The organism is Bacteroidales bacterium (genome assembly GCA_035342335.1).
In the GTDB taxonomy this organism is placed as follows: Bacteria; Bacteroidota; Bacteroidia; order Bacteroidales; family JAGONC01; genus JAGONC01.
Window position 1 is genome coordinate 73,604 of the sequence record DAOQWY010000002.1, and the last position, 25,111, is coordinate 98,714.

Here is a 25,111-nt window from a genome sequence, read left to right on the forward strand (position 1 = left end):
TGCATTTATTCTTTATCAAGACACAAAATTAAGAATTAATCGCCATCTCCCTGTGAGTAGGCATGAAATATCCTCCTTGAATCCCAACCATTCAATAATCAGTCAATAATATCGTTAAGATTCCATGTATCTTTGCATGAATCAAGGTAAGAGGGCTTTTTCATGAACAAACCGTTCCGATCGATAGTGCCCATTCTTTTGCTGGTTCTCAGCTTCTCACAGGTGATTTCCCAACCTGTGCCAACCTTGCAATGTGTTTCGGTCATGGGCGAGTCCATCAGGATCACCTGGACGATCGACAACACTGCCTTTGAAAGCTATCGCCTGGAAAGATCTCTGGATGAAAATTTCATTAATCCAACGCTTTTTGCTCCGCATCACGATTCAACCTCTTTCTCTTACCAGGAAACATCTGCCATAACATCCACTATTTATTTTCGCCTGCAAACACAGGACAGCCAGGGTACATCCCCGTATTCAGATACGCTCAGAATTATGTTTCTTTCGGTTGATCCTCTAAATAATAACAACTCAGTTGCGGTGATCTCCTGGAATCCGGTGAAAAATGATGCTGCCGGACAGTACACTATCTATCGGCAGGCATCAGGTGAAAATATATGGCAGGCGATTGGTACTACCCTGGATACCAATTACCACGATGCGATTACATACCCTTATTGTTCAAAGACACTGACTCCTATACGTTATAAGATTGAATATGCGGATCCCGGTGCAAGCTGCAGTTCCTGGTCGTCAGCAGATAGCGCTGACCTTTATGATGGAATACCCCCTCCCATTGTTCAAATGGATTCAGTATCTGTCAGTTACAATGGTATTGTTGTCGTTTCCTGGCAACCTGCGGATATGCCGGACATCATGGCTTACATCATTTATCGTGACACGGTTCCCGGGGATTATGGTCCATACCATGCATGCGATACGATTTTAAAAGATACGATACACTTCGTGGATACTGCCCCCTATGCCCGGAACAAATCCATAGGTTACCGGATTACAGCCATAGACAGCTGCGGCAATGAGAGTCTCCTTGATAATTATAATCCATTGAACACAATTTACCTGGATACCATATCATGGAATTATTGCGATATCAGCATTGACCTTGAATGGAATTCGGCTGTATCTTCCCTGGTTCCTCCGGCAACGAATTACAAAGTTTATCAGATAGATACTACCACCTATGCATCGCAACCAGTAATGGAAACCCAGGAAACTCAAACAGTTTACGAGACGGGTTTCAAACCGGATACCACCTATTGCTTTTTTGTCAGGGCAGAAAATTCCAGCGGAAAATCCTCCACTTCCTGTATCCAGTGTTTTACGGCCAACCGTCCCGAGCAGCCCGATACACTGAACCTGCAGCTGGCCACGGTGGACACGCTTACCAACGACCAGATCGACGTTTCGGCATATGTGGACACCCTTCCGGATTCAACGACGTTTGTCCTGCTGAGAAGAACCGGCATCAATGATCCCTATGATACGATCAGGAAGGTTTTGGTGGACACGATTTCAATGAATCCGATCCACCTGACCGACACGACTGCACAGGTCGGTCAACATGCCTACTTCTATAAAACGGTCATACTGGATGGTTGCGGCAACGAGGCATGGTTTGACTCAAATGAAGACGATTTAATGGATACCATCGAGGTCCGGACGATCTACTTGCAGGGCACAACCGATGGCCAGGTGAACCATCTTTTCTGGAACCGCTACCAAGGCACATTGAGCGAGGTAACCACTTATCGGTTGATCAGGAAATTGGAGGGTGTGATCGATACCATCATCACTATTGGATCGGATACTCTTTATGACGACGCGGTTTACAGTCTGACAGCAGGCAGCGGCCGGTTCTCCTACCTGGTGGAAGCACGCATTATCCCGAAAGATGTTGAGCTTCCCGACACACTGTCGGGCTTTTCCAATGAAATTGGCCTGGCCCAGGTCACGGAAATCCGTATGCCCAATGCTTTCACTCCCAATAACGATGGTGAAAATGATTTCTTTACCCCTAAGAACAGTTTCCCTGACGAGCAGGCTTCCTTCCTTTTCCTGATCTATAACCGCTGGGGCCAAAAAGTCTATGAATCAATCTTAATCAGTGATGAAGGCTGGGATGGCAAGGTCAGCGGCATACCTGCCCCCGATGGCGTTTATGTCTATTTCATCCAGTACGTTTCCCCTGAAGGCGGGATCTTTCAAAAGAGAGGAACGGTCACGCTGCTCCGATGATAGATTGAACTCTTCCTGCAATGATATATTTACTGAAGTACAGCAAATAATCCCCTGTTTTTTTTAAATTTGCCAGAATTTTAAAAAGTTTCGTATGGCAATGTATCCTGATAAATTCACCGGGGAAGGCCTCACCTACGACGATGTACTTCTGGTACCACAATACTCTGAACTCATGCCCCGTGAGGTGGACGTTACTACACAGTTCACCCGAAAAATAAAAATCAATATCCCGATCGTTTCAGCTGCCATGGATACGGTCACCGGATCCAAACTGGCCATTGCCATGGCCCAGGAGGGAGGCATTGGTGTCCTTCATAAGAATATGACCATCGAGGAACAGGCGCTGGAAGTGAAAAAGGTGAAGCGGGCTGAAAGCGGCATGATCATCGATCCCATTACCCTGAATGATGACGCCCTGGTGGCTGATGCCATTTCCATCATGAAAGAACACCAGATCGGTGGCATTCCGGTAGTCAATAAAAGCAAACAACTGGTAGGGATCATAACCAACCGCGATCTTCGTTTTGAACGCAATATGTCAAGACCGGTCAGCGAGATCATGACCCAGCAGGATAAGCTGATCACCACCTCTGAAGTGGTCACCTTTGAGCAGGCAGCTGAAATCCTCCAGCAATACCGGATCGAAAAGCTGCCGGTGATCAATAAAGACCGAAAGCTGATCGGATTGATCACATACAAGGACATTTTAAAGATCAAGGCACGTCCCAATGCGTGCAAGGACAGCAAGGGACGGTTGCAGGTGGCTGCGGCTGTCGGCATCGCAACGGATACCCTCGAACGGGTCCGCGCTCTCTATGAACAGCACGTCGACGCCATCGTCATCGATACGGCCCATGCGCACTCAAAAGGGGTCATGGAAATGACCAGGAAGACCAAAAACCTCTTCCCCGACCTGGAGCTGATCGTTGGAAACATAGGCACTGCAGAAGCAGCCAGGGATCTGCAAAAACTTGGTGTTGGCGCCGTGAAAGTCGGCATAGGTCCGGGTTCCATCTGCACAACCCGTATCATTGCCGGTATCGGGATACCGCAGCTCACGGCTATCTGTGACGTTGCCAGGGCACTCAAAGGAAGCGGCATTCCCGTGATCGCCGACGGAGGGATCCGGTATACGGGCGATATCGTTAAAGCTATCGCTGCAGGAGCCCATTCCATCATGGCGGGTTCCATGTTTGCAGGAGTGGATGAATCACCCGGGGAGACCATCATCTTTGAGGGCAGAAAGTATAAAACCTACCGCGGCATGGGATCAATCGAAGCCATGCAGAAAGGTTCCAGGGACCGTTACTTCCAGGATATGGAGGACGATATCCAGAAACTGGTTCCTGAAGGTATTGTCGGCCGCGTTCCCTTTAAAGGGACCCTGTCAGAAGTGATCTACCAGATGGTCGGAGGCCTCCGGGCCGGCATGGGCTATACCGGTTCCAAAAATATAAAGGAATTACAACAGGCCAGGTTTATTAAGATCACAGCTTCAGGCATCGCCGAGAGTCATCCCCACGACATTACAATAACCCGGGAAGCTCCTAACTATAGCAGATAATCGTCACTGAATACTAACGATCATTACAATGAAAAGACAGCTCATGGAAAGTGTCAGGAAAATCACGCTGTTTGTGCTGCTTGCAGCCGCTACCGGCTCCCAGATCTGTGCACAGCCGCTGAACGATGATGTTCTGGTAACAATTGCGGAAGAACAGGTCACAAAAACTGAATTCCTCAATATTTACCTGAAAAACAATGTGAACAATGAAGTGATCGATAAAAAATCACTGGATGACTATCTCGGACTGTATATCAACTTCAAACTAAAAGTCAGGGAGGCCGAGGAACTGGGTATGGACACCGTCCGCTCCTTCCTTCAGGAACTGAACGGTTACCGGACCCAGCTTGCCCAACCCTACCTGACCGATGAATCCGCCACGGAGAAACTGATCCGGGAAGCTTATGACCGGATGCAATATGATATCCGTGCCAGCCACATCCTGGTCAGGATCAGCCAGGATGCCCTGCCCACGGATACACTTGCTGCTTACCAGAAGATCATGAATATCCGAAAAGAGCTTTTAAGTGGCAAGGATTTCGGTGAAATGGCAGTAAAAAACTCCGATGATCCTTCTTCCAAAGACCGGCCTGCTGCACCCAACCGGCCTCCAATGAAAGGAAATCATGGCGACCTTGGCTTTTTTACGGTATTTGATATGGTCTACCCTTTTGAAAGCGGAGCATATGCTATCGCCCCCGGAGAGATATCGGAACCGGTCAGAACCGATTTCGGATATCACCTGATCAAAGTTACCGACAAGCAGAAAGCCATGGGCAAGGTACTGGTCGCCCACATCCTGATCACCTTTCCGGCCAACCCGACTGCCGATGATTCACTGCGGCTGAAAAACAAAGCCTTCGAAGCCCATCGTGAGCTTATAGCGGGTAAAGACTTTGCAGAGGTCGCCAAAACTTACTCCGACGATAAAGGCACCTTTGACAAAGGAGGCATACTACCCTGGTTCGGGGTGAACCGGATGATCCCTGAATTTATTACTGAAGTATCCCGCCTTGAAAAAATGGACGATTTCACTGCCCCCTTCCTCACTTCCTATGGCTGGCACATCGTGAAACTGCTGGATAAAAAACCCATCGGTACGTTCGAGGAAAGAAATTCTGAGATCAAACAGAAAATAGCCAGGAACGACCGGGCCAGTAAAAGCAAGAAACAATTTGTCGCTAAAATGAAAAACCTGTATGGCTACCGCGAATATCCTGAGAACCTGACGGAATTCTATTCCGTTGTCACTGACTCACTGCTCCGGGGCTCCTGGGATCCTTCTCCTGCAAAAGGAATGAACAAGCCTTTGTTTGTCCTCGACGGAAATGAATACACACAGGAAGACTTTGCTTACTTTCTCGCAAAAAATCAAAAAGGTCTGTCGGCCGAACAATCTGTCATTCATTCAGTTAATAAAATCTTTCGCCAATATTCAGACGATATGATCATCCACTATGAGGATAGCCGCCTGGAAGAAAAATATCCTGAATTCAAAATGCTGATGAAAGAATACCGTGATGGCATCCTGCTGTTCGAACTTACCGATAAAAAAATATGGTCGAAAGCAATCCAGGACTCCCTTGGGCTGCAAAAATTCTATGAGTTGAACAAAGAGAACTATCGCTGGGATCAGCGTATTGATGCCACCATCTATACACTGACCTCACCCGACCAGGTCAAAACGGTCAGAAAACTTGCTAAAAAGAATACACCCAAAAATGATATCCTGAGCCAGATCAATCAGGATTCACTGATGATCCTGACCATTTTCAGCGATAAATACGAACGTGGGGACAATGAAGTTGCTGACAGGATTGAATGGAAGAAAGGTGTATCGGAGAATATCGTCACCAACGACACGACCAGTTTTGTTGTCATTCACGAGGTCCTCCCGCCCGGGTATAAACTTCTCAGTGAAGCCCGCGGGATCATTACGGCCGACTATCAGAGCTACCTTGAACAGGAATGGATTAAAGAATTACGTGCTAAATATCCCGTTGTAATCAACCATGCGGTACTGGAATCCATTAAATAATGAATCCTTCCTGAACTATCTTTCATTACTGCTGATCCTGCTTCTCCAGGGTTGCGGTTCGGGATTTTTCCGGACAAGCGAAGATGAAATGATAGCCAGGGTTTACAATACGTACCTGTATCGTTCTGATTTAGAGGGTATTGTCCCAAATGAGACCAGCCCCGGGGATAGTGCCATGATCGTTAAAAATTTCATCAACAAGTGGATCGAAGAGCAGTTGCTGATCCAGGCAGCAGAGGAATCCCTCAGCTCAGATCAGAAAAACTTCAAGGGCCAGCTGCAAAACTATCGCAATTCATTGCTTATTTACACCTATGAATCCTTCCTCATAAAACAATATATGGATACTGTGGTGAGTGACGAGGAAATATCCCGATATTACCAGGATAATAAACAAAACTTCGAATTGAAGGAAAATATCGTAAGGGTTCACTTTGTGATCCTGCAGGAAGTACCGCGAAAAAACAACCCAATTAAACGATTGCTGCTTTCGAATGATCCTGCCGACCTGAACGATCTGGCTTCTTTCTGTGATAAAAACGACTGTGATTATTACATACAGGACGAATGGATCCCGTTTTCTGAACTTGTTAAGAGCATTCCCCTTGAGACCTACAACCAGACGACCTATCTTCAGAACAATAAGTATGTTGAATTTAGCAATGGTTCCAGTTATTATTTCATCCGGTTTCTTGATTTCAAAATACAGGAAGGTGTTTCGCCCCTGAGCTTTGAAAAGGAAAATATTCGAAACATCATTATTAACAAAAGGAAGGCGGAGCTCATTGAAAAAACGCGAAGGAAAATGCTTCAGGAGGCTATGAATACCAACGGTTTTGAGATCTTTTAATCCATCCGCTGGTGATTCGAATACCCTTTATAAGAACAATATTTACCGGATGAATCAGTTATACAATCACAACACACCACGCTCCATGTTCAAGTTACCTGGCAGGATCATCCTGCTGATCCTGTTAATGACACCTTTTCTGCTGCCTGCCCAGGAAAAACTTATCGATGAAGTCGTGGGTGTGGTCGGGTCAAACGTGATCCTGCATTCCGACATTGAAACCCAGTACCTCCAGCTGAAAGCACAGGGAAGTATTCTGGGCGGTTCACAGGCCCGATGCCAAATCCTTGAAAGCCTTCTCTATCAGAAACTTCTTCTGAACCAGGCGGAACTTGACAGTGTGGAAATTTCCGACAGCAGAGTGGAATCAGCAATGGACCAGCGCTTGAGGTACTTCATCAATCAATTTGGTTCGCAGGAGAAACTGGAAGAATTTTATCAGAAATCAGTGCTGGAAATCAAGGAAGAAATGAGGGAACTGGTCAGAAACGAGATGAAAATCTCAGAAGTCCAGAGCAAAATAACTGAAAACCTCCAGGTCACCCCGTCTGATGTGAAGGAATTCTTGCGTTCAATCCCTGAAGACAGCATTCCACTGATCGGTGTGGAATATGAAATCGGCCAGATTGTGAAAAATCCCCCCATCACTGTCGAGGAACTCTCCAGAAGCTATGATAAGATCAAGGCACTGAGAGACAGGATCATGAAAGGTGAAAATTTTTTGACACTGGCCATTCTCTACTCTGAAGATCCTGGCTCCGCCAGCAAAGGCGGTGAATTGGGGATGTTCAACAGAGGTACAATGTATCCGGAATTCGAGGCTGCCGCCTTTAATCTCAATAATCCCGGAGACGTTTCGGAGGTCATCAAAACAGAAGCCGGCTATCATATCATCCAGCTGATTGAACGAAAAGGAGAATATATCAACGCGCGCCATATCCTGATCCAGCCGAAGGTATCACCGGAATCCATGGAAATGGCCCGCTCCAGACTTGACAGCATTGCCGGACTCATCCTCAGTGATTCCCTTAGCTTCGATGAAGCCGTTGTCAAATTCTCCGATGATCCAAACCGCATCAGCGGAGGACTCATCCTTAATCCGGAGACGAATAGCTCCCGTTTTGAGGCTGACCAGCTCGATCCAAGCCTGTTTTTTATTGTCGACCAACTGGAGGTGGGTGAGATCTCACAACCAGCCAGATTCCTTACCAATGAAAATAAAGAAGCATACCGGATCCTCTACCTGAAGGTTCGGACCGAACCTCATCGCGCTAACCTCACTGAGGATTACAATAAACTGCAGACCTGGGCGCTCGCCGACAAGCAGGACGGTCTGATCAGTGACTGGATCGATGAAAAAATCCAGGACACCTATATCAAGGTCAATGAAAAATACAGGGATTGTGTTTTCCTGAACAATTGGATCAAGTGATCCCTTGCACCTTAATTCCTTAACTTAATGATAAAAACAGAATCCATGCACTTTAAAAATGATGTTGAAGCCCTCGATGCTTTTGTGGAGAAATACCAGCAGCTGCGAAAAGAGATTGGCAAAGTGATCATTGGGCAGGAACAGGTGATCGATAACCTGATCATCTCCATTTTCAGTAAAGGACATGGCCTGCTTGTTGGCGTTCCTGGTTTAGCAAAAACACTGATGGTCAATACGATAGCAAAAGTTCTCGGCCTTTCTTACAGCAGGATACAATTTACACCCGACCTGATGCCTTCCGATATTATCGGGACTGAGATACTTGATGAAAATCGAAAATTCCGGTTCGTAAAGGGGCCTGTCTTTGCAAATATCATCCTTGCTGATGAAATCAACCGTACGCCGCCGAAAACGCAGTCAGCCCTGCTGGAGGCCATGCAGGAGAAAGCGGTCACCGTTGCAGGAACCTCGTATGCACTGCAGGAACCTTTCTTTGTGCTGGCCACCCAGAACCCGATCGAGCAGGAAGGCACCTATCCCTTGCCAGAGGCTCAGCTTGACCGGTTTATGTTCAATATCTGGCTGGATTATCCTTCATTCGATGAAGAAATTACCATTGTAAAAAATACGACTACCGAACAGACATCGATTCCTGAAGTCATCCTTGAACGGGAAGAAATCCTTTTCTTTCAGAACCTGATCCGTAAAATCCCTGTTCCGGATAATGTGTACCATTATGCTGTCAACCTGGCGTCAAGGACCCGGCCGAATACCAGGGATGCCCACCCCTGGGCCGACAGCTACCTCACCTGGGGGGCGGGACCAAGAGCCTCACAATACCTCATCATCGGGGCAAAATGTCACGCTGCGATCCATGGAAAATACTCCCCTGACATTGAAGACATTCAGGCGGTTGCCGCTGCAATCCTTCGCCATCGTATTGTCCCTAACTACAAAGCTGAAGCTGAAAGCATCAAGGTGAGCGACATTATCGCTGAATTCCTCAAGTAACCGTTTTTTACTTTCTGCCATGAAACGCTACCTCTATATTGGATTCGCTGTAATCGTACTGGTCATTTTTGCCCTATTGATGTTCACCCGTTCCAGCGACTCCTCCACGATGAAAATTACCGCCCCTGTAAAAACAGGTACCTTTGAAATCAACGTGACAACTACCGGTGAACTCGAGGCCAAAAGTTCGGAAAAGATATACGGACCCTCCGGATTGAGATCCCTGCGCATCTGGAATGTTGAAATTGAAGACATCATACCCGACGGCAGCCTTGTTGACAGCGGACAATATGTGGCAACCCTGAACAGGACGGAAATCAGCAACAATATCAAAGACCTGGAGAGTGAAGTGGAAAAACTTCAGTCGCAATACATCCAGACACGCCTTGATACCTCAATGGATCTGAGAAGTTCACGCAACGCGCTGATCAACCTGAAATATGACCTGGAGGCCAAACGCTTAAAGCTGGAACAGTCAAAATACGAGCCCCCGGCAACCATCCGGCAGTATGAAATCGATGTGGAAAAAGCCGAAAGGGATTACCAGGAAGCGATCAAAGGATACCAGCTTCAACTCGAAAAGTCCAGGGCGACCATGCAGGAGGTTGAAGTTTCACTTTCGCAGGAAAGACGTAATCTTGAACAGCTTACAGCTATCCGGGACGAATTTGTCATTAAAGCCCCCCAATCGGGAATGGTGATCTACCGACGCAACTTCGACGGCTCCAAGCAGGGAGTCGGCTCTACACTTAGTACCTGGGATAACATCGTGGCCACCCTTCCCGATCTTAGCCGCATGATATCCAAAACATATGTAAATGAAATAGATATAAGCAGGGTGAAAACCGGCCAAAGCGTGATCATCGGCATCGATGCTTTTCCGGAGAAAAAATATACGGGAGTGGTCACCGAAGTGGCCAATATCGGTGAGCAGCTCAGTAATTCAAATGCAAAGGTCTTCGAGGTGATCATCGAGGTCAATGAATCGGATTCGATCCTGCGGCCTGCCATGACGACAAAAAATACCATCATCACAGCCGTCATCGACAGTGTGCTTTTCATACCCCTTGAAGCACTTCAATCCAACGACAGCATCAGCTACGTTTTCACCACAAAGAACTACCGCCAGCAGGTGATAACGGGTGAGAGCAATGAGAACGAGATCATTATCCGGGCTGGTCTTGACAGCAATGCGGAAGTATTGCTGCTGGCACCTGAAAATCCGGACAGTTATAAATGGGCGATGCTGGATACTTCCATCGTGAGCCGGCTCCTGAAAGAGGATGAAACGAAAAAACTCAGCCGGGTGCGGAAAGGACCGGTGAGTGACTCCCTGCCTCCCGGATTCAACATTCCACAGGGCAGCAATCCCTCGCCCGGATTACAGCCCCGGCCGGGAGGCGGCGCCCCGCCCACCAGACCCCGGGGGCAACGTTAGTACTATATGCGTACTGAACGATATATCCATATCCTCAACATCGCTTTTGAGGCGATGGTTGCCAACCGGTTCCGGTCGATACTCACGGCACTGGGGATCATCTTTGGCGTGGCGGCGGTCATTTCAATGCTGGCCATCGGCTCCGGCGCCAAACAGGAGATCCTGGAACAGATCAAACTTGTCGGTGTCAACAACATCGTCATTACACCCGCATCTGCACTGGAAAGTACCAGTGCAGGCGAAGAAGATCAGGGTGACAAGGTCAAACAGAAATTTTCACCCGGCCTCACTCTCAAGGATGCTCTGAGCATTCAAACCATCGTCCCAACTGTAAGCCGTATCAGCCCGGAAGTTGTCTATGAAACATACATACTGAAAGATGGAAAACAAAAACAGGCCAGGCTGACCGGTGTCACACCCGACTTTTTTGAGATCTATAACCTCAACCTCAGCAAAGGGACCCTTTTTAATGAAAACCACCTGACCGGGGCTGCTCCGGTTTGCATCATAGGGCCTTCCATAAAAGCCAGATTCTTCGCCAAGGAAGATCCGGTCAATAAATACATCAAATGCGGTAATATATGGCTAAAAGTGATTGGCATCCTCGAAAACAGGATCGTCAGTGAGGGTTCTTCGGAAAACCTGGGCATCACGGATTATAACAATTCCATCTATGCTCCCATTCAAACCGTTCTGCTGAGATACCGGGACCGCTCTGTGGTATCTTCCAGTTCCCTGAGGTCAGGGACGTACTTCATGGGCGACGCAGTGGTGTCAGTTTCAAGTGGCGGAACCACCGGCGGAGAAGATAACCAACTCGATAAAATCGTGGTGCAGGTAAAAGAAAGCGATCAACTGATACCGACAACCAAAATACTGGAAAAGATGCTCTTTCGCCGCCACGCCAGTGTCAGTGATTTTGAGATACGTGTGCCCGAATTACTGTTAAAACAACAGCAACGCACCAAAGATATCTTTAACATCGTTTTGGGAGCCATTGCCAGCATCTCGCTGATCGTCGGAGGAATCGGCATCATGAACATCATGCTGGCCTCGGTGATGGAACGCACCAAGGAAATCGGCATCCGGATGGCAACCGGTGCAACACGAAGAGACATCATCATCCAGTTCCTGGCTGAAGCCATCATGATCAGCGTCACCGGTGGCCTGATCGGTATCATCCTGGGAATTGTACTTTCCAAAATCATCATGGAACTGACCGACATTCTGACGATCATCTCACCTGCTTCCATTTTTATCTCTTTCGGGGTCTCGGCAGCCGTCGGAATTCTCTTTGGCTATATGCCAGCCAGAAAAGCTGCCCGGCAAAATCCGGTGGAATCCTTACGATATGAATAGTGAACGTAATATAATCCTGGCATGATCAAAAGAATGCACATAAAGAGGACAGGATTCCTTGTTCTCTTTGGTTTATGGGGTTTGATGGCCTGGCCTCAGGAAAAAAAAATAAACCTCACCCTGGGGGAGGTCATTCGGATCGCACAGGTGCAATCACCCGATGCTCTCATCGCAAAACACAGGTTCAGAGGTAGCTACTGGGAGTTCAAAACGTATCAGGCAGGATATAAACCTTCTCTTCGTCTCAATGGAGTTCTGCCCGATTTCAGCCGGTCAATTGATGTGATCACCCAGTCCGATGGAAGTGAGGTGTTCCTGGAACGTCAAATAGCAAGAACATCGCTGAATATGTCCATCTCACAGAATATCCCGTTCACAGGCGGGCAGATCTATATGAGTTCAAGCCTTCAGCGAATCGATAACATAAGCGACTCCATTGAAACTTCCTATCTGACCTCTCCCCTGAACATAGGACTGCGTCAGCCCATTTTTGAGTTCAACCAGTTCCGGTGGGACAGAAAGATCGAACCAATCAAGTACGACGAAGCAAAACGAACCTATATTGAAGATCTGGAAGGAATTTCTGTTAAAGCGACCAACCTTTTCTTTCAATTGCTGCTTGCACAAATTAATCTGGATATTCAGCTGATCAACCAGGCCAACTACGATACCCTGTTCCAGATTGCCCGCGGTAGATTTAACATGGGTACCATTGCTGAAAATGAACTCCTTCAAATGGAACTGAACCTGCTGAATTCCAGTTCCAGCGTCGAGCAGGCACGTCTGGATCTGGAAATGCAGCTATTTGAGCTGAAATCATTTCTGCGCATCAAAGACGATGTTGCCATCGAACTGGTCCCGCCTTCGAATGTATCCGATTTCAAGATCGACTATGAATATGCCATCCGGGAAGCACGCTCCAACCGGTCGGACGCACTTGCCTTCAACCGGCGGCTGCTGGAAGCCGAATCCAGTGTCAACCAGGCCAGGATGGAAAACAGACTCAGTGCCGATCTGAATCTTGTCTTCGGTCTGACACAGACCGGAATCGATCTGTATGATGCTTACCATGATCCTCTGGACGAGCAGCAGATTTATCTGGGATTACAGATCCCCATACTCGACTGGGGCCTCGCCAAAGGAAAGATCAGGCTTGCGGAATCCAACCAGGAGCTGATCAAAACTTCCATCGAGCAGGAACAAATTGACTTCGAACAGGAAATTTTCCTGAAAGTGATGCAGTTCAATATGCAGAACCGCCAGCTGGCAATTGCAGCAAAAAGCGATACAGTCGCACGGAAAAGGTACGAAGTGACCAAACAGCGTTACCTCATTGGCACCATCGAAATCACTGAACTGAATATCGCCCAGACCGATACGGATACAAACCGGAAAGCCTATATCGCAGCTCTCCATTCCTACTGGAGCAATTATTATCAGATCCGCCTGCTGACCTTATTTGACTTCCATCAAAACAAACGCATCACCCTCGATATTAATCAGATACTATGATTTGATACCTTCTGTGTGCGCAAAGATGAAAATTCACTATTTTTACACAAGAATCGAAGTTTAGTTGTCCAACCAATAATTTTACAACTATGGCAGTCCTGGTGGGCAAAAAGGCCCCTTTATTTGAAGCAGATGCCGTGATCAACGGTGGTGAATTTGTCGAAAAATTTTCCCTTGACCAGTTTATCGGGAAAAAGTATGTTGTCTTTTTCTTTTACCCCCTGGATTTTACCTTTGTTTGTCCGACAGAACTTTTGGCTTTCCAGGAAAAACTGGAAGAATTTGAGGCAAGGAATGTGGCCGTTGTCGGCTGCTCAGTGGATTCAAAATATGCGCACTGGGCCTGGCTCAACACCGAACCAAGCCACGGGGGAATCAAGGGAGTCACCTTTCCGCTGGTTTCTGATCTGGCAAAAACCATCTCCCAGAACTTCGATGTTCTGGCTGGTGAATATGAATACAACACAGAAGATGATGAAATCGATTTCGAAGGGGATCCTGTTGCTTATCGGGGTCTGTTTCTGATCGACAAGCAGGGGGTTATCCGGCATCAGCTGGTCAATGACCTGCCCCTTGGCAGGAGCATCGGCGAAGCCCTTCGGATGGTGGATGCTTTGCAGTGCTATGAAGAACACGGTGAAGTCTGCCCCGCCAACTGGCACAAAGGGCAGGATACCCTTCAGGAATCTGCAGAAGGAGTCGCTGATTATTTAAGCAAACACTGATCCCGTTTGCCATTGGCCGTTGGTCGTTCGCTATTCACCGTTCACCATTTGCTTCGCCTTTTCCCAGAATACATCCATTTCTGCCAGTGTCATCTCGGCAAGATTCCTCCCCTCCTTCCGAATTTCCTCCTCAAGGTACTGAAACCGTCTGATGAACTTTTTATTGCTTTTCTCCAGGGCATCCTCCGGGTTGATGCGGAGAAAACGGGCATAATTTACCAGGGCGAACAAAAGATCTCCAAATTCGTCCTCAAGAAAATCTTTGCTGGAGCCACGCTCCATTTCTGCTTTCAGTTCCTCTTTTTCCTCGAGAACTTTTTCCCATACCTGATCGATCTGATCCCAATCGAACCCCACCCCTTTTGCCTTCTCCTGGATACGGTATGCCTTCACCAGGGCAGGAAGGGATCCCGGAACTCCCTCAAGCACTGACTTCCTGCCTTCGTTCAGTTTGATCTTCTCCCAGTTATTCTTAACGTCACCGGCATCCCTGACCTGGACATCACCGTAAATGTGCGGGTGCCGGATGATCAATTTTTGCGCGATATGCTCCAGAACATCTTTCATTGTGAAAGAACCGCTTTCGGATCCTAGCCTGGAATAAAATACGATGTGTAGCATCAAATCTCCAAGTTCATCCCGGATCTCATCCATGTTTTTATCCAAAATGGCATCCGAGAGCTCGTACGTTTCTTCGATGGTAAGGTGTCGTAAACTTTCAAAGGTCTGCTCCCTGTCCCACGGACAACCCTTCCGGAGGTCATTCATGATCTCCAGTAACCGTCCAAACGCCTTCAATGTTTTCTCCATGTTCATTTTTTTACAAAAGTAATCATTTAGGTGGTCAACGATCTTCGTAAATTTGTAATGGAATATTCACTCCTGTACTTGGATTTTGAATTTCCCTTATCGTGAACATATTATTAAATAAGGGTTTACGTTCGCGGTCCATTATCTTCATGCTGATCCTGATACTGGCCTTCATTGTTCTATCCCCGAATGTGTACGGTCAGTACAGCAAAACCGGAAACCGCTCAAAGCATGCCGCACATAAACTCTTTAGAAGCAACCTTTTGCTGTCAGGAAATGTTTACTATGGCTTTATCATAAATCACCACGTAGGGATGGAAATCTACAACAGCCATTTCCCCTCCCTTGAGCTTAGCCTGATCAAGGCAACCTATGGAAAAAAATACTGGGAACAACTCTACGGATATCCCTGGATAGGGATCGCTTACTGGTACTCAAACCTGGGAAGTTCTTCCTACCTGGGATCGGCACATGCCATTTTCCCCCATATAAACTTTGAGCTGTATTCCACCAAAAAACTCAATCTTGGATTTCGGTTAGGAGCCGGATTGGGCTACCTAACCAAAACATTCGACCGGCTGACGAACTATAAACACCTGGCCATAGGCACACACCTGAACTTTGCCGGAAATGTCATGTTCGATGTCCGGTACCAGGCCAATCCCCGTCTTTATTTAACCGGTGGCATCTCACTCACCCATTTTAGCAACGGATCCTTCAAATTGCCCAACTATGGATTAAACATTCCTTCCATCCATGCAGGGGTTGCCTATCAGCTCAACAAACCGAACAGGTACATTGAACGCCGGCTGTATGATCCAACAAAGCCCCTGGAGTTTGATTTACATCGGACACTCGAACTCGACTTCGTCGGAGTAATAGGATTTAAAAACCTGGATGCCATCTTCGGACAGAAATTTTTTGTCTATTCATTGTCTGGCAATGCAAGAAAAGAAATAAGCCTCAAAAGCAAACTCGGAATGGGATGGGATATCTCCTATGATGATTCCGATTATAAGATGCTTGAAAAAAAACAAATCCACATCAACAAGAAGTTCAGCCTGATCAAGACCGGAGTCAGTGCCTCCTATGGCCTTGCCGTGGGGAAACTGGCATTCGATTTTAATTTTGGAATGTACATTTACATGAACGATCTGGATAAGTCTGATGGGGCTTTTTATCATAAGATCGGCATTAAATATGATCTTACTGATAAGCTATTTGCCAATATTACGTTAAAAACACACTGGGGTAAAGCGGATTATATTGGATGGGGCATGGGTTACCGGTTTAAGCTGAAGTATTGAAACCTTGATTACCTGGAAGAAAATAGGCTGGTTGTTACCGCTGAGCTGGATGCTCATCGGTTGCGAAAAGTTCCCCGGGGAGGATTGTTTCAAGTCGACGGGTGAAAAGACCGTTGAACACCGTACCATTCAACCTTTTGAGCATATCAACCTTGAAGATAACATAAACCTCATCCTTACGCAGGGGGATGAGTTTTCCGCAATGGTCAAGGCTGGCGAAAACCTTATCGGATCCATCATCACAGTGGTAAACGACAATGTGCTTACGGTAAAAAATGAAAATAAATGTAACTGGATGAGGGATTTCAATGAAGAAATTGATGTTTACCTGACCGTCAACCATCTTTGCAGCATCACCTACCGTTCCTCCGGGCTGATCCTGAGCACCAATACCATTGTATCTGATTCCCTCAACATTGCCGTTTGGGATGGAACCGGAACCATTGACCTGGATATACAAACCCGGGTCAGTGCACTGAGCATCCATTACGGATCGGTGGACTACCGTATCAGAGGCAAATCCAACGTCTGCTATATCTATGCCGGAAGCTATGGTCCCTTCTTCTGTGAGGACCTGGAAACCACGTTCATGTTCATGAACAACTGCGGATCGAACGATTGTTATGTTTACTGCATTGGGGAGCTGGAAATCCAGATCTTGTATACGGGAAGCATTTATTATACCGGTAAAGACTATGCCCCGTTACCGGTTCTCTCTAAATCGGAAATCACAGGAAGCGGCAAACTGGTCAACCTTGATGACTGACAAAGAACACTGACTTCAACTTACCTGAACCAATGAAAATCAGACCAGGTTACTTGCTGAACAAATTTGCCCTTCTGATCATTGCAGCCATCCTGGTCATCGTTTCACTGAACATCAACAGTGGGAAAGATTACAGTTCAGGGATGATCATGTCGGATGGCAAAGGGTACTATGCCTGGCTCCCTGCAATTTTCATCTATCATGATCTGCATTTTCATTTTTTCGATCAGATCGAGAAAGAAAAATACTTTAGTCAGAACCATTATTATGATTACCGCATGACCATTGATGACAAGGTGATCAACAAGTATTATGCAGGGACAGCCCTGGCCATGCTGCCATTTTTCGGTATCGGCCATCTGATGTCTGCCATTACGGGTGAACCTCTGGATGGATATTCATCCCCCTACACCTCTGTTATCAATCTGGCAGCTATCTGTTATCTGACGTTCGGATTGTTGTTTTTGAGCAAACTCCTGAAAACGTATCAGATCCGCCAAAATTACAGAACACTCATTCTTTTTGCGATCGTTTTCGGTACGAATGTGTTTTATTACACGGTGGTGGAATTCGCCATGTCGCATGTTTATTCATTCGCTTTTGCCACCACATTCCTTTATTTCTCACGACAATACTTTCTAAGGCACACTGCCTCCGACCTTTTGATAGCTGGCTTTATGCTGGGGATGATCACCCTGATCAGACCTGTCAACGTCATCATCCTGCTGGTGGTTCCTTTTCTGGCAGGCTCGTGGAACATTTTCCAAAATGGAGTGAAAGAAGTCCGGCATCATTGGGCCGGCTTCTGCTTTTCCGTTCTCCTCTTCGTTACTGTGCTCTCTGTTCAGGCGATCATCTACCGGATACAGACTGGTCATCCGTGGATATATTCCTACGGGCAGGAAAAATTTTATTTCAACCATCCGCACATCCTGGCCATATTGTTCAGTTATAAAAAGGGCTTATTTCTGTACACCCCGCTGCTGTTCATCTCGCTGGCAGGATTATCTTTCCTCTGGAAACAGAATCGGTTCAGTGCCCTGTGGTTGTTTGGATTTCTTTTCCTGCTGACGTATGTCTTGTCATCCTGGTGGATGTGGTATTACGGCGGCAGTTTCTCCTCAAGGGTCTTTATTGAATATTTCGGTCTGTTTGCGGTTATGCTGGGTGTGACCCTGGAACGATTGACAAAAAAAACACCCCGCAAGATCTACATCACGCTCATTGTATTGTTGACCATTTTCTGCCAGATTCAAACCTACCAGTACCGGTACTACTTCATTCACTGGTCGGAGATGTCGAAGGAGAAATACTGGGAGGTATTCATGCGTGTCGACCTGCTGATCGACAAAGGTCAGTAAGCCCTGGCAAAAATGACCCTTTGGGTGGAAGGTTTTCCAGAATAGATGCACTTACCGTTCTCCGCCGGTGCATCGAATGGTATTGTCCGTATCGTTGCCTTGGTTTGCTCCTTGATGGCCAGTTCCGTTTCAGGAGTCCCGTCCCAGTGGGCAAGTATGAATCCGCCTTCGGAGTCGAGTCGTTCATTGAATTCTCCCCAGGTATCGATCCTGACGGTATTGTTCACTCTGAATGACAAAGCTTTCTGATAGAGATTGAGCTGTATTTGCTCCAGCAAATGTTCAATTTTGGTTTCGATGTCGGTCAGGCTGTACGTTTCTTTTTCCAGCGTGTCTCTTCTGGCCACTTCAACGGTATTGTTTTCCATGTCTCTGGGTCCGATGACCAGTCGGACAGGTACACCCTTGAATTCATATTCGGTAAATTTCCAGCCAGGTTTGAACGTATCCCGGTCGTCATATTTGACAGAAATGCCCTTTTTACGAAGCGTTTCCCTGATCTCATTTGCCCGTCTGGAGATGGCCTCAAGCTCTTCTGTTTTCCTGTATATGGGCACAATGACCACCTGTACCGGTGCAAGTCGCGGAGGGATGACAAGGCCGTGGTCATCCGAATGTGCCATGATCAGGGCTCCCATCAGGCGCGTCGAAACCCCCCAGGAGGTGGCCCAGACATACTCTTGCTTGTTTTCTTTGGTCAGGAATTTCACGTCGAATGCCTTGGCAAAATTCTGACCGAGGAAATGGGAAGTTCCGGTCTGCAAAGCTTTGCCATCCTGCATCAGGGCTTCGATGCAATAAGTATCCACCGCCCCGGCAAATCGTTCACTGGGTGACTTCCTCCCTTTTAGGACCGGTAAGGCCATCCATTTCTCCGCAAAATCAGCATAAATATCCAGGATCGTCCTTGCTTCAGCAATGGCTTCCTGTTCGGTGGCGTGGGCCGTGTGACCCTCCTGCCATAAAAACTCAGCGGTACGCAGAAACAGACGTGTCCGCATCTCCCAACGCACGACATTCGCCCACTGATTGATCAGGAGGGGCAGGTCCCTGTACGATTGAATCCAGTTGCGGTATGTATCCCAGATGATGGTCTCGGATGTCGGGCGGATGATCAGTTCTTCCTCCAGCTTTGCATCCTCGTCAACAATAATGCCACTGCCGTCCGGAGCATTCTTCAGCCGGTAATGGGTCACCACGGCACATTCCTTGGCAAATCCCTCCACGTGACTGGCTTCTTTGCTGAAAAATGACTTGGGAATAAATAATGGGAAATAGGCATTGACGTGCCCCGATTCCTTGAACATCGCATCCAGTGCGGCCTGCATCTTTTCCCAGATGGAGTAGCCATAAGGTTTGATGACCATGCAGCCTCGTACGGCAGAGTTCTCAGCAAGGCCTGCTTTGAGAACAAGATCATTGTACCATTGTGCATAATTATCTTCCCGCGTCGAAAAATCTTTGGCCATTGTTTAATTTGTGGTATAAATTTTGCTGATTTTCGAATTCAATTGTTAAAGCGTAAAATTACGAATTAATCATGAAAGCCCTGAAGACCATAAAAAATATCAACCAACTCAAGGAGGATCGAAAAATGAGAACCCTCACCAGTTTATTCATCGCAGCATTGGCTCTGTTTATAACGTCATGCTCCACAAGTTTTTACTCATCCGCACCCGTTTATGATGATGCTTACTACACTGCAAGAAGTGTACCTGTAGCAACAGAAACTGTCGTAGTTACTGACTATACGGATAATCCATCCTACACCGAGGAGGTGTACGGTGAAGGAGAATTCATCAATGAGGAGGATGTGTACGATCTGTACGAGCCTGCCTATGATGAAAGCTATTCATATACCGGTCCGGACGGGCAAAACTACATCACCAACAATTACTACGGTGATTATTATGATTATTCATACGCCTCCCGGATCCGCAGATTCAGTTATCCGTATTATGACAGTTATTATTCCAGCTATTATACATCACCCTGGTATTATGATCCCTGGTACTGGAACAGCGGATTGAGTTTCTCCATCGGATTTGGCTGGGGATGGGGCTCAATGGGATTTGGCTGGGGCTACCCCAGCTACTCCTGGGGCTATCCCTATCACGGATACGGATGGTATGATCCCTGGTACGGATATCCTTACTGGGGATACAACAGTTACTGGAATGGCTATTACGATGGTTACTGGAACGGTTACTATGATGGCAGTGGTTATTATTACGGTGGCGGCGGATATTATCCTGAATACGCTTCCGTTTATTATGGTCCGAGAAATTCACGCGAAGGATCGAACCTTCCGGGTGATGGCAGAAGAAGCGACGCTGAACTCAATGATCATCAGTCCGGTGACACCTATAAGAGAACAGGCACTGAAGCAAATCCGACCTTGTCGGGACGCGAAGGGGCCAACAGCCAGGCAAGAGGCAGTGAAGTTAAAACCAGCACCGTGAGTCCCAGGACAGGGGTTGATGTCAATAACGCTGCAAACCGGACAGGAAATGCAGTCAGCACAGATCCCAAAACCACGACCACAACAACCCGTCAGGCTCAGGATAAAAATACAGTCGATCTGACCAGGCCTTCCGGAACGCAAAGAAGTGCCGTAAATACGAACACTGATCCTGCTAAAAGGAGCAGCCAGCAAAACCCGGTGAATGCCAAACCAGCAGATACCAGAACCAATATGAATCCCGGTTCGGCACGGGGAACCACCACACAACCCAAGACCTACAGTTCTCCTGTCTATACCCGGCCCAAATCAAGCCAGGAGTATAAAGCCCCTGCATCAGGTACGGTAAGGCCATCCAACCAGCAAGGCACAAGACAAAGTACCTATAACAGGCCTGCTACCGTCACACCGCGCACTGGTTCGCCATCACAGGAAAGGTCCGTCCAGCAGGCGCCGGCACCCTCACGGTCTTCATCGACACGGACGTATTCTACTCCATCCAGAACGAGAAGTTATTCAACACCTTCACGGTCAGGATCACCCAGCTATTCGGCTCCGTCCCGGTCCAGTTCTCCCAGCTATTCGGCTCCGTCGAGATCAGGTTCGTCAGGCGGTTCCTCTTCATCCCATTCAGGGGGAAGTTCATCGTCGGGTTCATCCAGATCCGGAGGTTCTTCAAGCGGATCAAGCGGCCGCAGATAGCACTATAAATTCATTGACACTTTTAATATTGAACCGAAGATGAAAAAAATAATTCTCATCCAGGGATTTCTTGTCCTTGCCTGCTACTTATCACTCGCACAAAACCAGGTGGATGCCCTGCGATACTCCTTTACAACACCAGGCGGAACGGCACGGTTTACAGGTATGGCAGGAGCTTTTAATGCCGTTGGAGCTGACATCTCTACACTGAACACCAACCCGGCCGGAATCGGTTTCTTCAAGTCTTCTGAATTTACCCTGTCGGCCTCCGTCTTTTCATCGAAGACGAGCTCAACCTACCTGAACGAAACCAGATCCGACGACAACAGCAATTTTAACATCCCCAACGTCGGATTCGTTTACAGCATACCCATCAACGAAAACCAGGAAGGTTCCGGCTGGCGCAATGTACAATTTGGATTCAGCATGGTCCGCACCAGCAATTTCCATAACCGGATAACCTTCGGAGGCACGAATCCCGAAAATTCGCTACTGGACGCCTATGTGGACTGGTCAAATGGTCTGGATACTGATGAGCTGGGTCCCTTTGACACCGACCTGGCCTATCAGACCTACCTGATCGATCCGATTGCAGGAACCCTGGACTATACGAACAGGGCGCCTCTTTACCCGGATGGAAGCATTGCACCGGTCAATCAGCATAAAACGATTTTCACGGAGGGCTACATGAACGAAATTGACTTCTCCGTCGGCACAAATTACGACGACAAGCTTTATCTTGGAGTTTCCGTCGGTCTGCCCTATTTGCGGTATTACGAAGAAGCCTCGTATGAAGAAACAAATACGGTAGCCCCGGACGACACCAACACCTTTGACAGATTCACCAAATATGACTGGCTCGATACGCAGGGTAACGGTTATAATTTCAAGTTCGGACTGATCTACCGTCCCATCGATCTGATACGCATTGGTGTGGCTTATCACACACCAACCTGGTTCAATACGATGAATGATGAGTACAATTCATCCATGAATTCTTACCTGAATAACGGCGAAGATCACCATTACTCATCACCGCTGGGTGTGTACGATTATAAACTGGAAACTTCCTGGAGGGCAATCGGAAGCCTGGCATTGGTGTTTGGGCAACGTGGCCTGATCAACGTTGATTACGAGTATATGGACTATTCTGCCGCCAGACTCAGAGGCAAGAGCTATGATTATTACGACGAAAACCAGCAGATCAGTGCTGTTTATCGGCCTGTTTCCAACATCCGTGTGGGTGGTGAGCTGAGATTGCTCAGTCATCTGGCACTCAGGGGCGGCTATGGATTCTATGCAAGCCCCTATGATGATGACCTAAATGATGGCAAGCGGCAGATCATTGCCGCAGGAATTGGCTACAGATCGAACAGTTTCTTCATTGATTTCGGATACAACCATATCCGGTCAGCAGAAGATTATTACCTGTATGCATCCGAAACCACGCAGGCACCCCCTGCTGACATAGAGACCAGTCAGAACAATTACATTCTTACCATCGGAATGAAATACTAGGGACCGGATGAACTATTTGTTCAGTGCCTCAGCAATGCTGGAATCGACCAGGATCCTGCCGCAGTATTCACAGACAATGATCTTTTTATGCATGCGGATATCCAGTTGCCGCTGGGGCGGGATTTTACTGAAGCATCCTCCGCAGGCGTCACGTTCAATCTGAACTACTGCAAGTCCATTGCGGGCGTTTTTGCGGATTCTCTTATAAGCCCTTACCAACCTCTCCTCGATAAATTTCTGGTTATCGTTGGATTTTTCAACCAGGGTCTTTTCTTCTTTATCTGTCTCCGTTACAATATCTTCAAGTTCTTTCTGTTTTAACCGGAGATCACTCTGACGCTCATTGAAATTTTCCTGGGCTTCAGCTATTTCAGTCTGTTTTTGCTCTAGGCTAAGTCGGAATTCCTTGATACGCTTTTCGGCAAGCTGTATTTCCAGTGTCTGGTATTCAATCTCCTTGGAAAGAGAATCATACTCGCGGTTGTTTCGGACGTTTTGCTGTTGCTCCTCATACCGTTTGATCAGATTCTGACTTTCTTTTATCGTCAGTTGCTTATCTTTTATTGATTTCTCAAGGGAAGCCACCTCCTCGTTATAGTTTTCAATGCGGGTTTCCAACCCAATGATTTCATCTTCCAGGTCCTGCACCTCGAGTGGGAGTTCCCCGCGGATGATCCTGATCCGGTCGATTTGGGAATCAATCTGCTGCAGTGAATACAGGGCAATGAGTTTTTGTTCTACGCTGATTTCCGCCCCCTCAATGAGTGGCTGGCTGACACTGATGTTCATCTCTTCCTGATGAGGTGATTCATTCATCTCACTGATCGGTCCGGCTCCTTCTGCTGAAGGAAGTGGAGAGGTATCTTTCTTAGCCATAGGTATTCCTTTAGTGATAGTAAACCGCGTTTGTATTATTCTCGGTCATAAGGACTGCAAAAGTAGGGATTTTTTTTACAAGAATTGCAGCGATCAGTTCTTTTGCAAATTGTTCGCTTTCATAATGTCCAATATCTGCAAGTAAGATTTTCCGGCCCGCCTCAAAGAAATCGTGGTATTTGAGATCGGCCGTTATGAACACATCTGCTTTCCTTGCGATGGCCTCCCTGATCAGGAAGCTTCCCGAACCCCCACATATGGCCACCTTACTTACGTGCCTGCCCAACAGAGCAGAATGCCTTAGAACGACCGATCCTGAAATGGATTTCAGTAAATCGAGAAATTCTGCTTCGTCCAGGGGACTTTCCAAATCACCAATGACACCGGATCCCACTTTGGCATATTCATTTTCAAGAGGATACAGATCATAGGCAACCTCTTCATAAGGATGGGCGTTCAGTAAGGCCCTTACGATTTCATGCTCCAGATGAAGGGGATAGACCGTTTCAATCCGAAGTTCATTTTCAAAATGTGTTTTCCCTGTCTCCCCGACAAAAGGATGGCTTCCCTCACCGGCCCTGAAAGAACCTGTACCTTCCAGATTGTAACTGCAGGAATCGTAATTCCCGATGCAACCTGCTCCCGCATCAAACAGGGCCTGTCGGACCTGCTCCGCATGGTCAACCGGGCAGAAGGTCACAAGCTTACGAAGCAATCCTTTCCTTGGAACAAGAACCTGACTCGTTTTCAATCCGATCTTTTGACCAAGTGCCCAGCTGACTCCCTTGTCCATATTATCCAGGTTGGTATGAAGGGCATAAACGGCAATATCCTTCTTAATGGCCTGGATCACCAGACTCTCTGTACGACTGCCGGGAGTAAGCCTTTTGAGTCCTTTGAACACGAGCGGGTGATGAGCGATGATCAGGTCACAGTTTCTGCGAACTGCTTCATCGAAGACAGACTGCGTGACGTCGACACAGACCAGGGCTTTGGAAACATCCATTTGAGGATCGCCGACAATGAGTCCGGAGTTATCGTAATCCTCCTGCCACAAAGCCGGGACGGTTTCTTCCAGAATGCTGACAATTTGTGCTAATTTCATTTGCCGTATCCTTTTTT

19 protein-coding genes are annotated in these 25,111 nt (G+C 47.2%); 15 read left to right on the forward strand and 4 right to left on the reverse strand.

The features are described 5' to 3' along the window. The first annotated feature begins 162 nt into the window (after window positions 1-162). The 10 genes from PKI34_01550 to PKI34_01595 all read left to right on the forward strand — a co-directional run bounded on the left by PKI34_01550 (window position 163) and on the right by PKI34_01595 (window position 14,188). Window positions 163-2,256: a gliding motility-associated C-terminal domain-containing protein gene (locus PKI34_01550; GenBank protein HNS16489.1), complete on the forward strand. Its 2,094-nt coding sequence runs from the start codon at window positions 163-165 to the stop codon at window positions 2,254-2,256. A 94-nt stretch (window positions 2,257-2,350) separates the two neighbouring features. Then, the gene (guaB, locus tag PKI34_01555; protein ID HNS16490.1) at window positions 2,351-3,823 is read left to right on the forward strand and encodes an IMP dehydrogenase; all 1,473 of its coding nucleotides are present in this window, start codon (window positions 2,351-2,353) and stop codon (window positions 3,821-3,823) included. A 28-nt stretch (window positions 3,824-3,851) separates the two neighbouring features. Further along, a complete protein-coding gene (locus PKI34_01560) occupies window positions 3,852-5,861 on the forward strand; it encodes a peptidylprolyl isomerase (protein ID HNS16491.1) in 2,010 nt (669 codons plus the stop codon). Further along, entirely contained in the window at window positions 5,836-6,711 is an 876-nt protein-coding gene (locus tag PKI34_01565) for a hypothetical protein (GenBank protein HNS16492.1), read from the forward strand. Before PKI34_01560 ends, PKI34_01565 begins: the two co-directional genes overlap by 26 nt. Before the next feature lie 49 nt (window positions 6,712-6,760). Continuing rightward, window positions 6,761-8,143, forward strand: a complete 1,383-nt coding sequence (locus PKI34_01570; GenBank protein HNS16493.1) for a peptidylprolyl isomerase — start codon at window positions 6,761-6,763, stop codon at window positions 8,141-8,143. A gap of 27 nt (window positions 8,144-8,170) precedes the next feature. Then, window positions 8,171-9,154, forward strand: a complete 984-nt coding sequence (locus PKI34_01575) for a MoxR family ATPase (protein ID HNS16494.1) — start codon at window positions 8,171-8,173, stop codon at window positions 9,152-9,154. Between the two features lie 19 nt (window positions 9,155-9,173). Further along, window positions 9,174-10,592, forward strand: a complete 1,419-nt coding sequence (locus PKI34_01580) for an efflux RND transporter periplasmic adaptor subunit (protein ID HNS16495.1) — start codon at window positions 9,174-9,176, stop codon at window positions 10,590-10,592. A 6-nt stretch (window positions 10,593-10,598) separates the two neighbouring features. After that, window positions 10,599-11,951, forward strand: coding sequence for an ABC transporter permease (locus PKI34_01585; protein ID HNS16496.1), 1,353 nt, complete (start codon window positions 10,599-10,601; stop codon window positions 11,949-11,951). Window positions 11,952-11,984: 33 nt separating this feature from the next. Then, window positions 11,985-13,463 (forward strand): TolC family protein, encoded by a 1,479-nt coding sequence (locus PKI34_01590; GenBank protein ID HNS16497.1) that lies wholly within the window; start codon window positions 11,985-11,987, stop codon window positions 13,461-13,463. An 89-nt stretch (window positions 13,464-13,552) separates the two neighbouring features. Beyond that, window positions 13,553-14,188: a peroxiredoxin gene (locus tag PKI34_01595; protein ID HNS16498.1), complete on the forward strand. Its 636-nt coding sequence runs from the start codon at window positions 13,553-13,555 to the stop codon at window positions 14,186-14,188. A 30-nt stretch (window positions 14,189-14,218) separates the two neighbouring features. Here PKI34_01595 and mazG read toward each other — a convergent pair whose 3' ends face one another. After that, entirely contained in the window at window positions 14,219-15,004 is a 786-nt protein-coding gene (gene mazG / locus PKI34_01600; protein HNS16499.1) for a nucleoside triphosphate pyrophosphohydrolase, read from the reverse strand. A gap of 95 nt (window positions 15,005-15,099) precedes the next feature. Between mazG and PKI34_01605 the strand changes: the two genes are divergently transcribed. The 3 genes from PKI34_01605 to PKI34_01615 are packed head-to-tail and all read left to right on the forward strand — an operon-like array spanning window position 15,100 to window position 18,432. Further along, window positions 15,100-16,305, forward strand: coding sequence for an acyloxyacyl hydrolase (locus PKI34_01605; protein HNS16500.1), 1,206 nt, complete (start codon window positions 15,100-15,102; stop codon window positions 16,303-16,305). Window positions 16,306-16,309: 4 nt separating this feature from the next. After that, the gene (locus PKI34_01610; protein ID HNS16501.1) at window positions 16,310-17,071 is read left to right on the forward strand and encodes a DUF2807 domain-containing protein; all 762 of its coding nucleotides are present in this window, start codon (window positions 16,310-16,312) and stop codon (window positions 17,069-17,071) included. 32 nt (window positions 17,072-17,103) lie between these two features. Continuing rightward, on the forward strand, window positions 17,104-18,432 hold the full coding sequence (locus PKI34_01615; GenBank protein HNS16502.1) for a hypothetical protein: 1,329 nt from the start codon (window positions 17,104-17,106) through the stop codon (window positions 18,430-18,432). On the opposite strand, the gene proS is transcribed toward PKI34_01615, so the two are convergent. Continuing rightward, the gene (gene proS, locus PKI34_01620) at window positions 18,426-19,901 is read right to left on the reverse strand and encodes a proline--tRNA ligase (protein ID HNS16503.1); all 1,476 of its coding nucleotides are present in this window, start codon (window positions 19,899-19,901) and stop codon (window positions 18,426-18,428) included. The two genes, PKI34_01615 and proS, sit on opposite strands and share 7 nt — an antisense overlap. A 71-nt stretch (window positions 19,902-19,972) precedes the next feature. Here proS and PKI34_01625 point away from each other — a divergent pair, with 71 nt between their 5' ends. Together PKI34_01625 and PKI34_01630 are read left to right on the forward strand one after the other, a co-directional pair. Next, a complete protein-coding gene (locus PKI34_01625; GenBank protein HNS16504.1) occupies window positions 19,973-21,595 on the forward strand; it encodes a hypothetical protein in 1,623 nt (540 codons plus the stop codon). 39 nt (window positions 21,596-21,634) lie between these two features. Continuing rightward, entirely contained in the window at window positions 21,635-23,113 is a 1,479-nt protein-coding gene (locus tag PKI34_01630; GenBank protein ID HNS16505.1) for an outer membrane protein transport protein, read from the forward strand. 12 nt (window positions 23,114-23,125) lie between these two features. Here PKI34_01630 and PKI34_01635 read toward each other — a convergent pair whose 3' ends face one another. Then, window positions 23,126-23,902, reverse strand: a complete 777-nt coding sequence (locus PKI34_01635) for a C4-type zinc ribbon domain-containing protein (GenBank protein ID HNS16506.1) — start codon at window positions 23,900-23,902, stop codon at window positions 23,126-23,128. A gap of 97 nt (window positions 23,903-23,999) precedes the next feature. Continuing rightward, window positions 24,000-25,094, reverse strand: a complete 1,095-nt coding sequence (locus PKI34_01640; protein HNS16507.1) for a Nif3-like dinuclear metal center hexameric protein — start codon at window positions 25,092-25,094, stop codon at window positions 24,000-24,002. Window positions 25,095-25,111 lie beyond the last annotated feature (17 nt).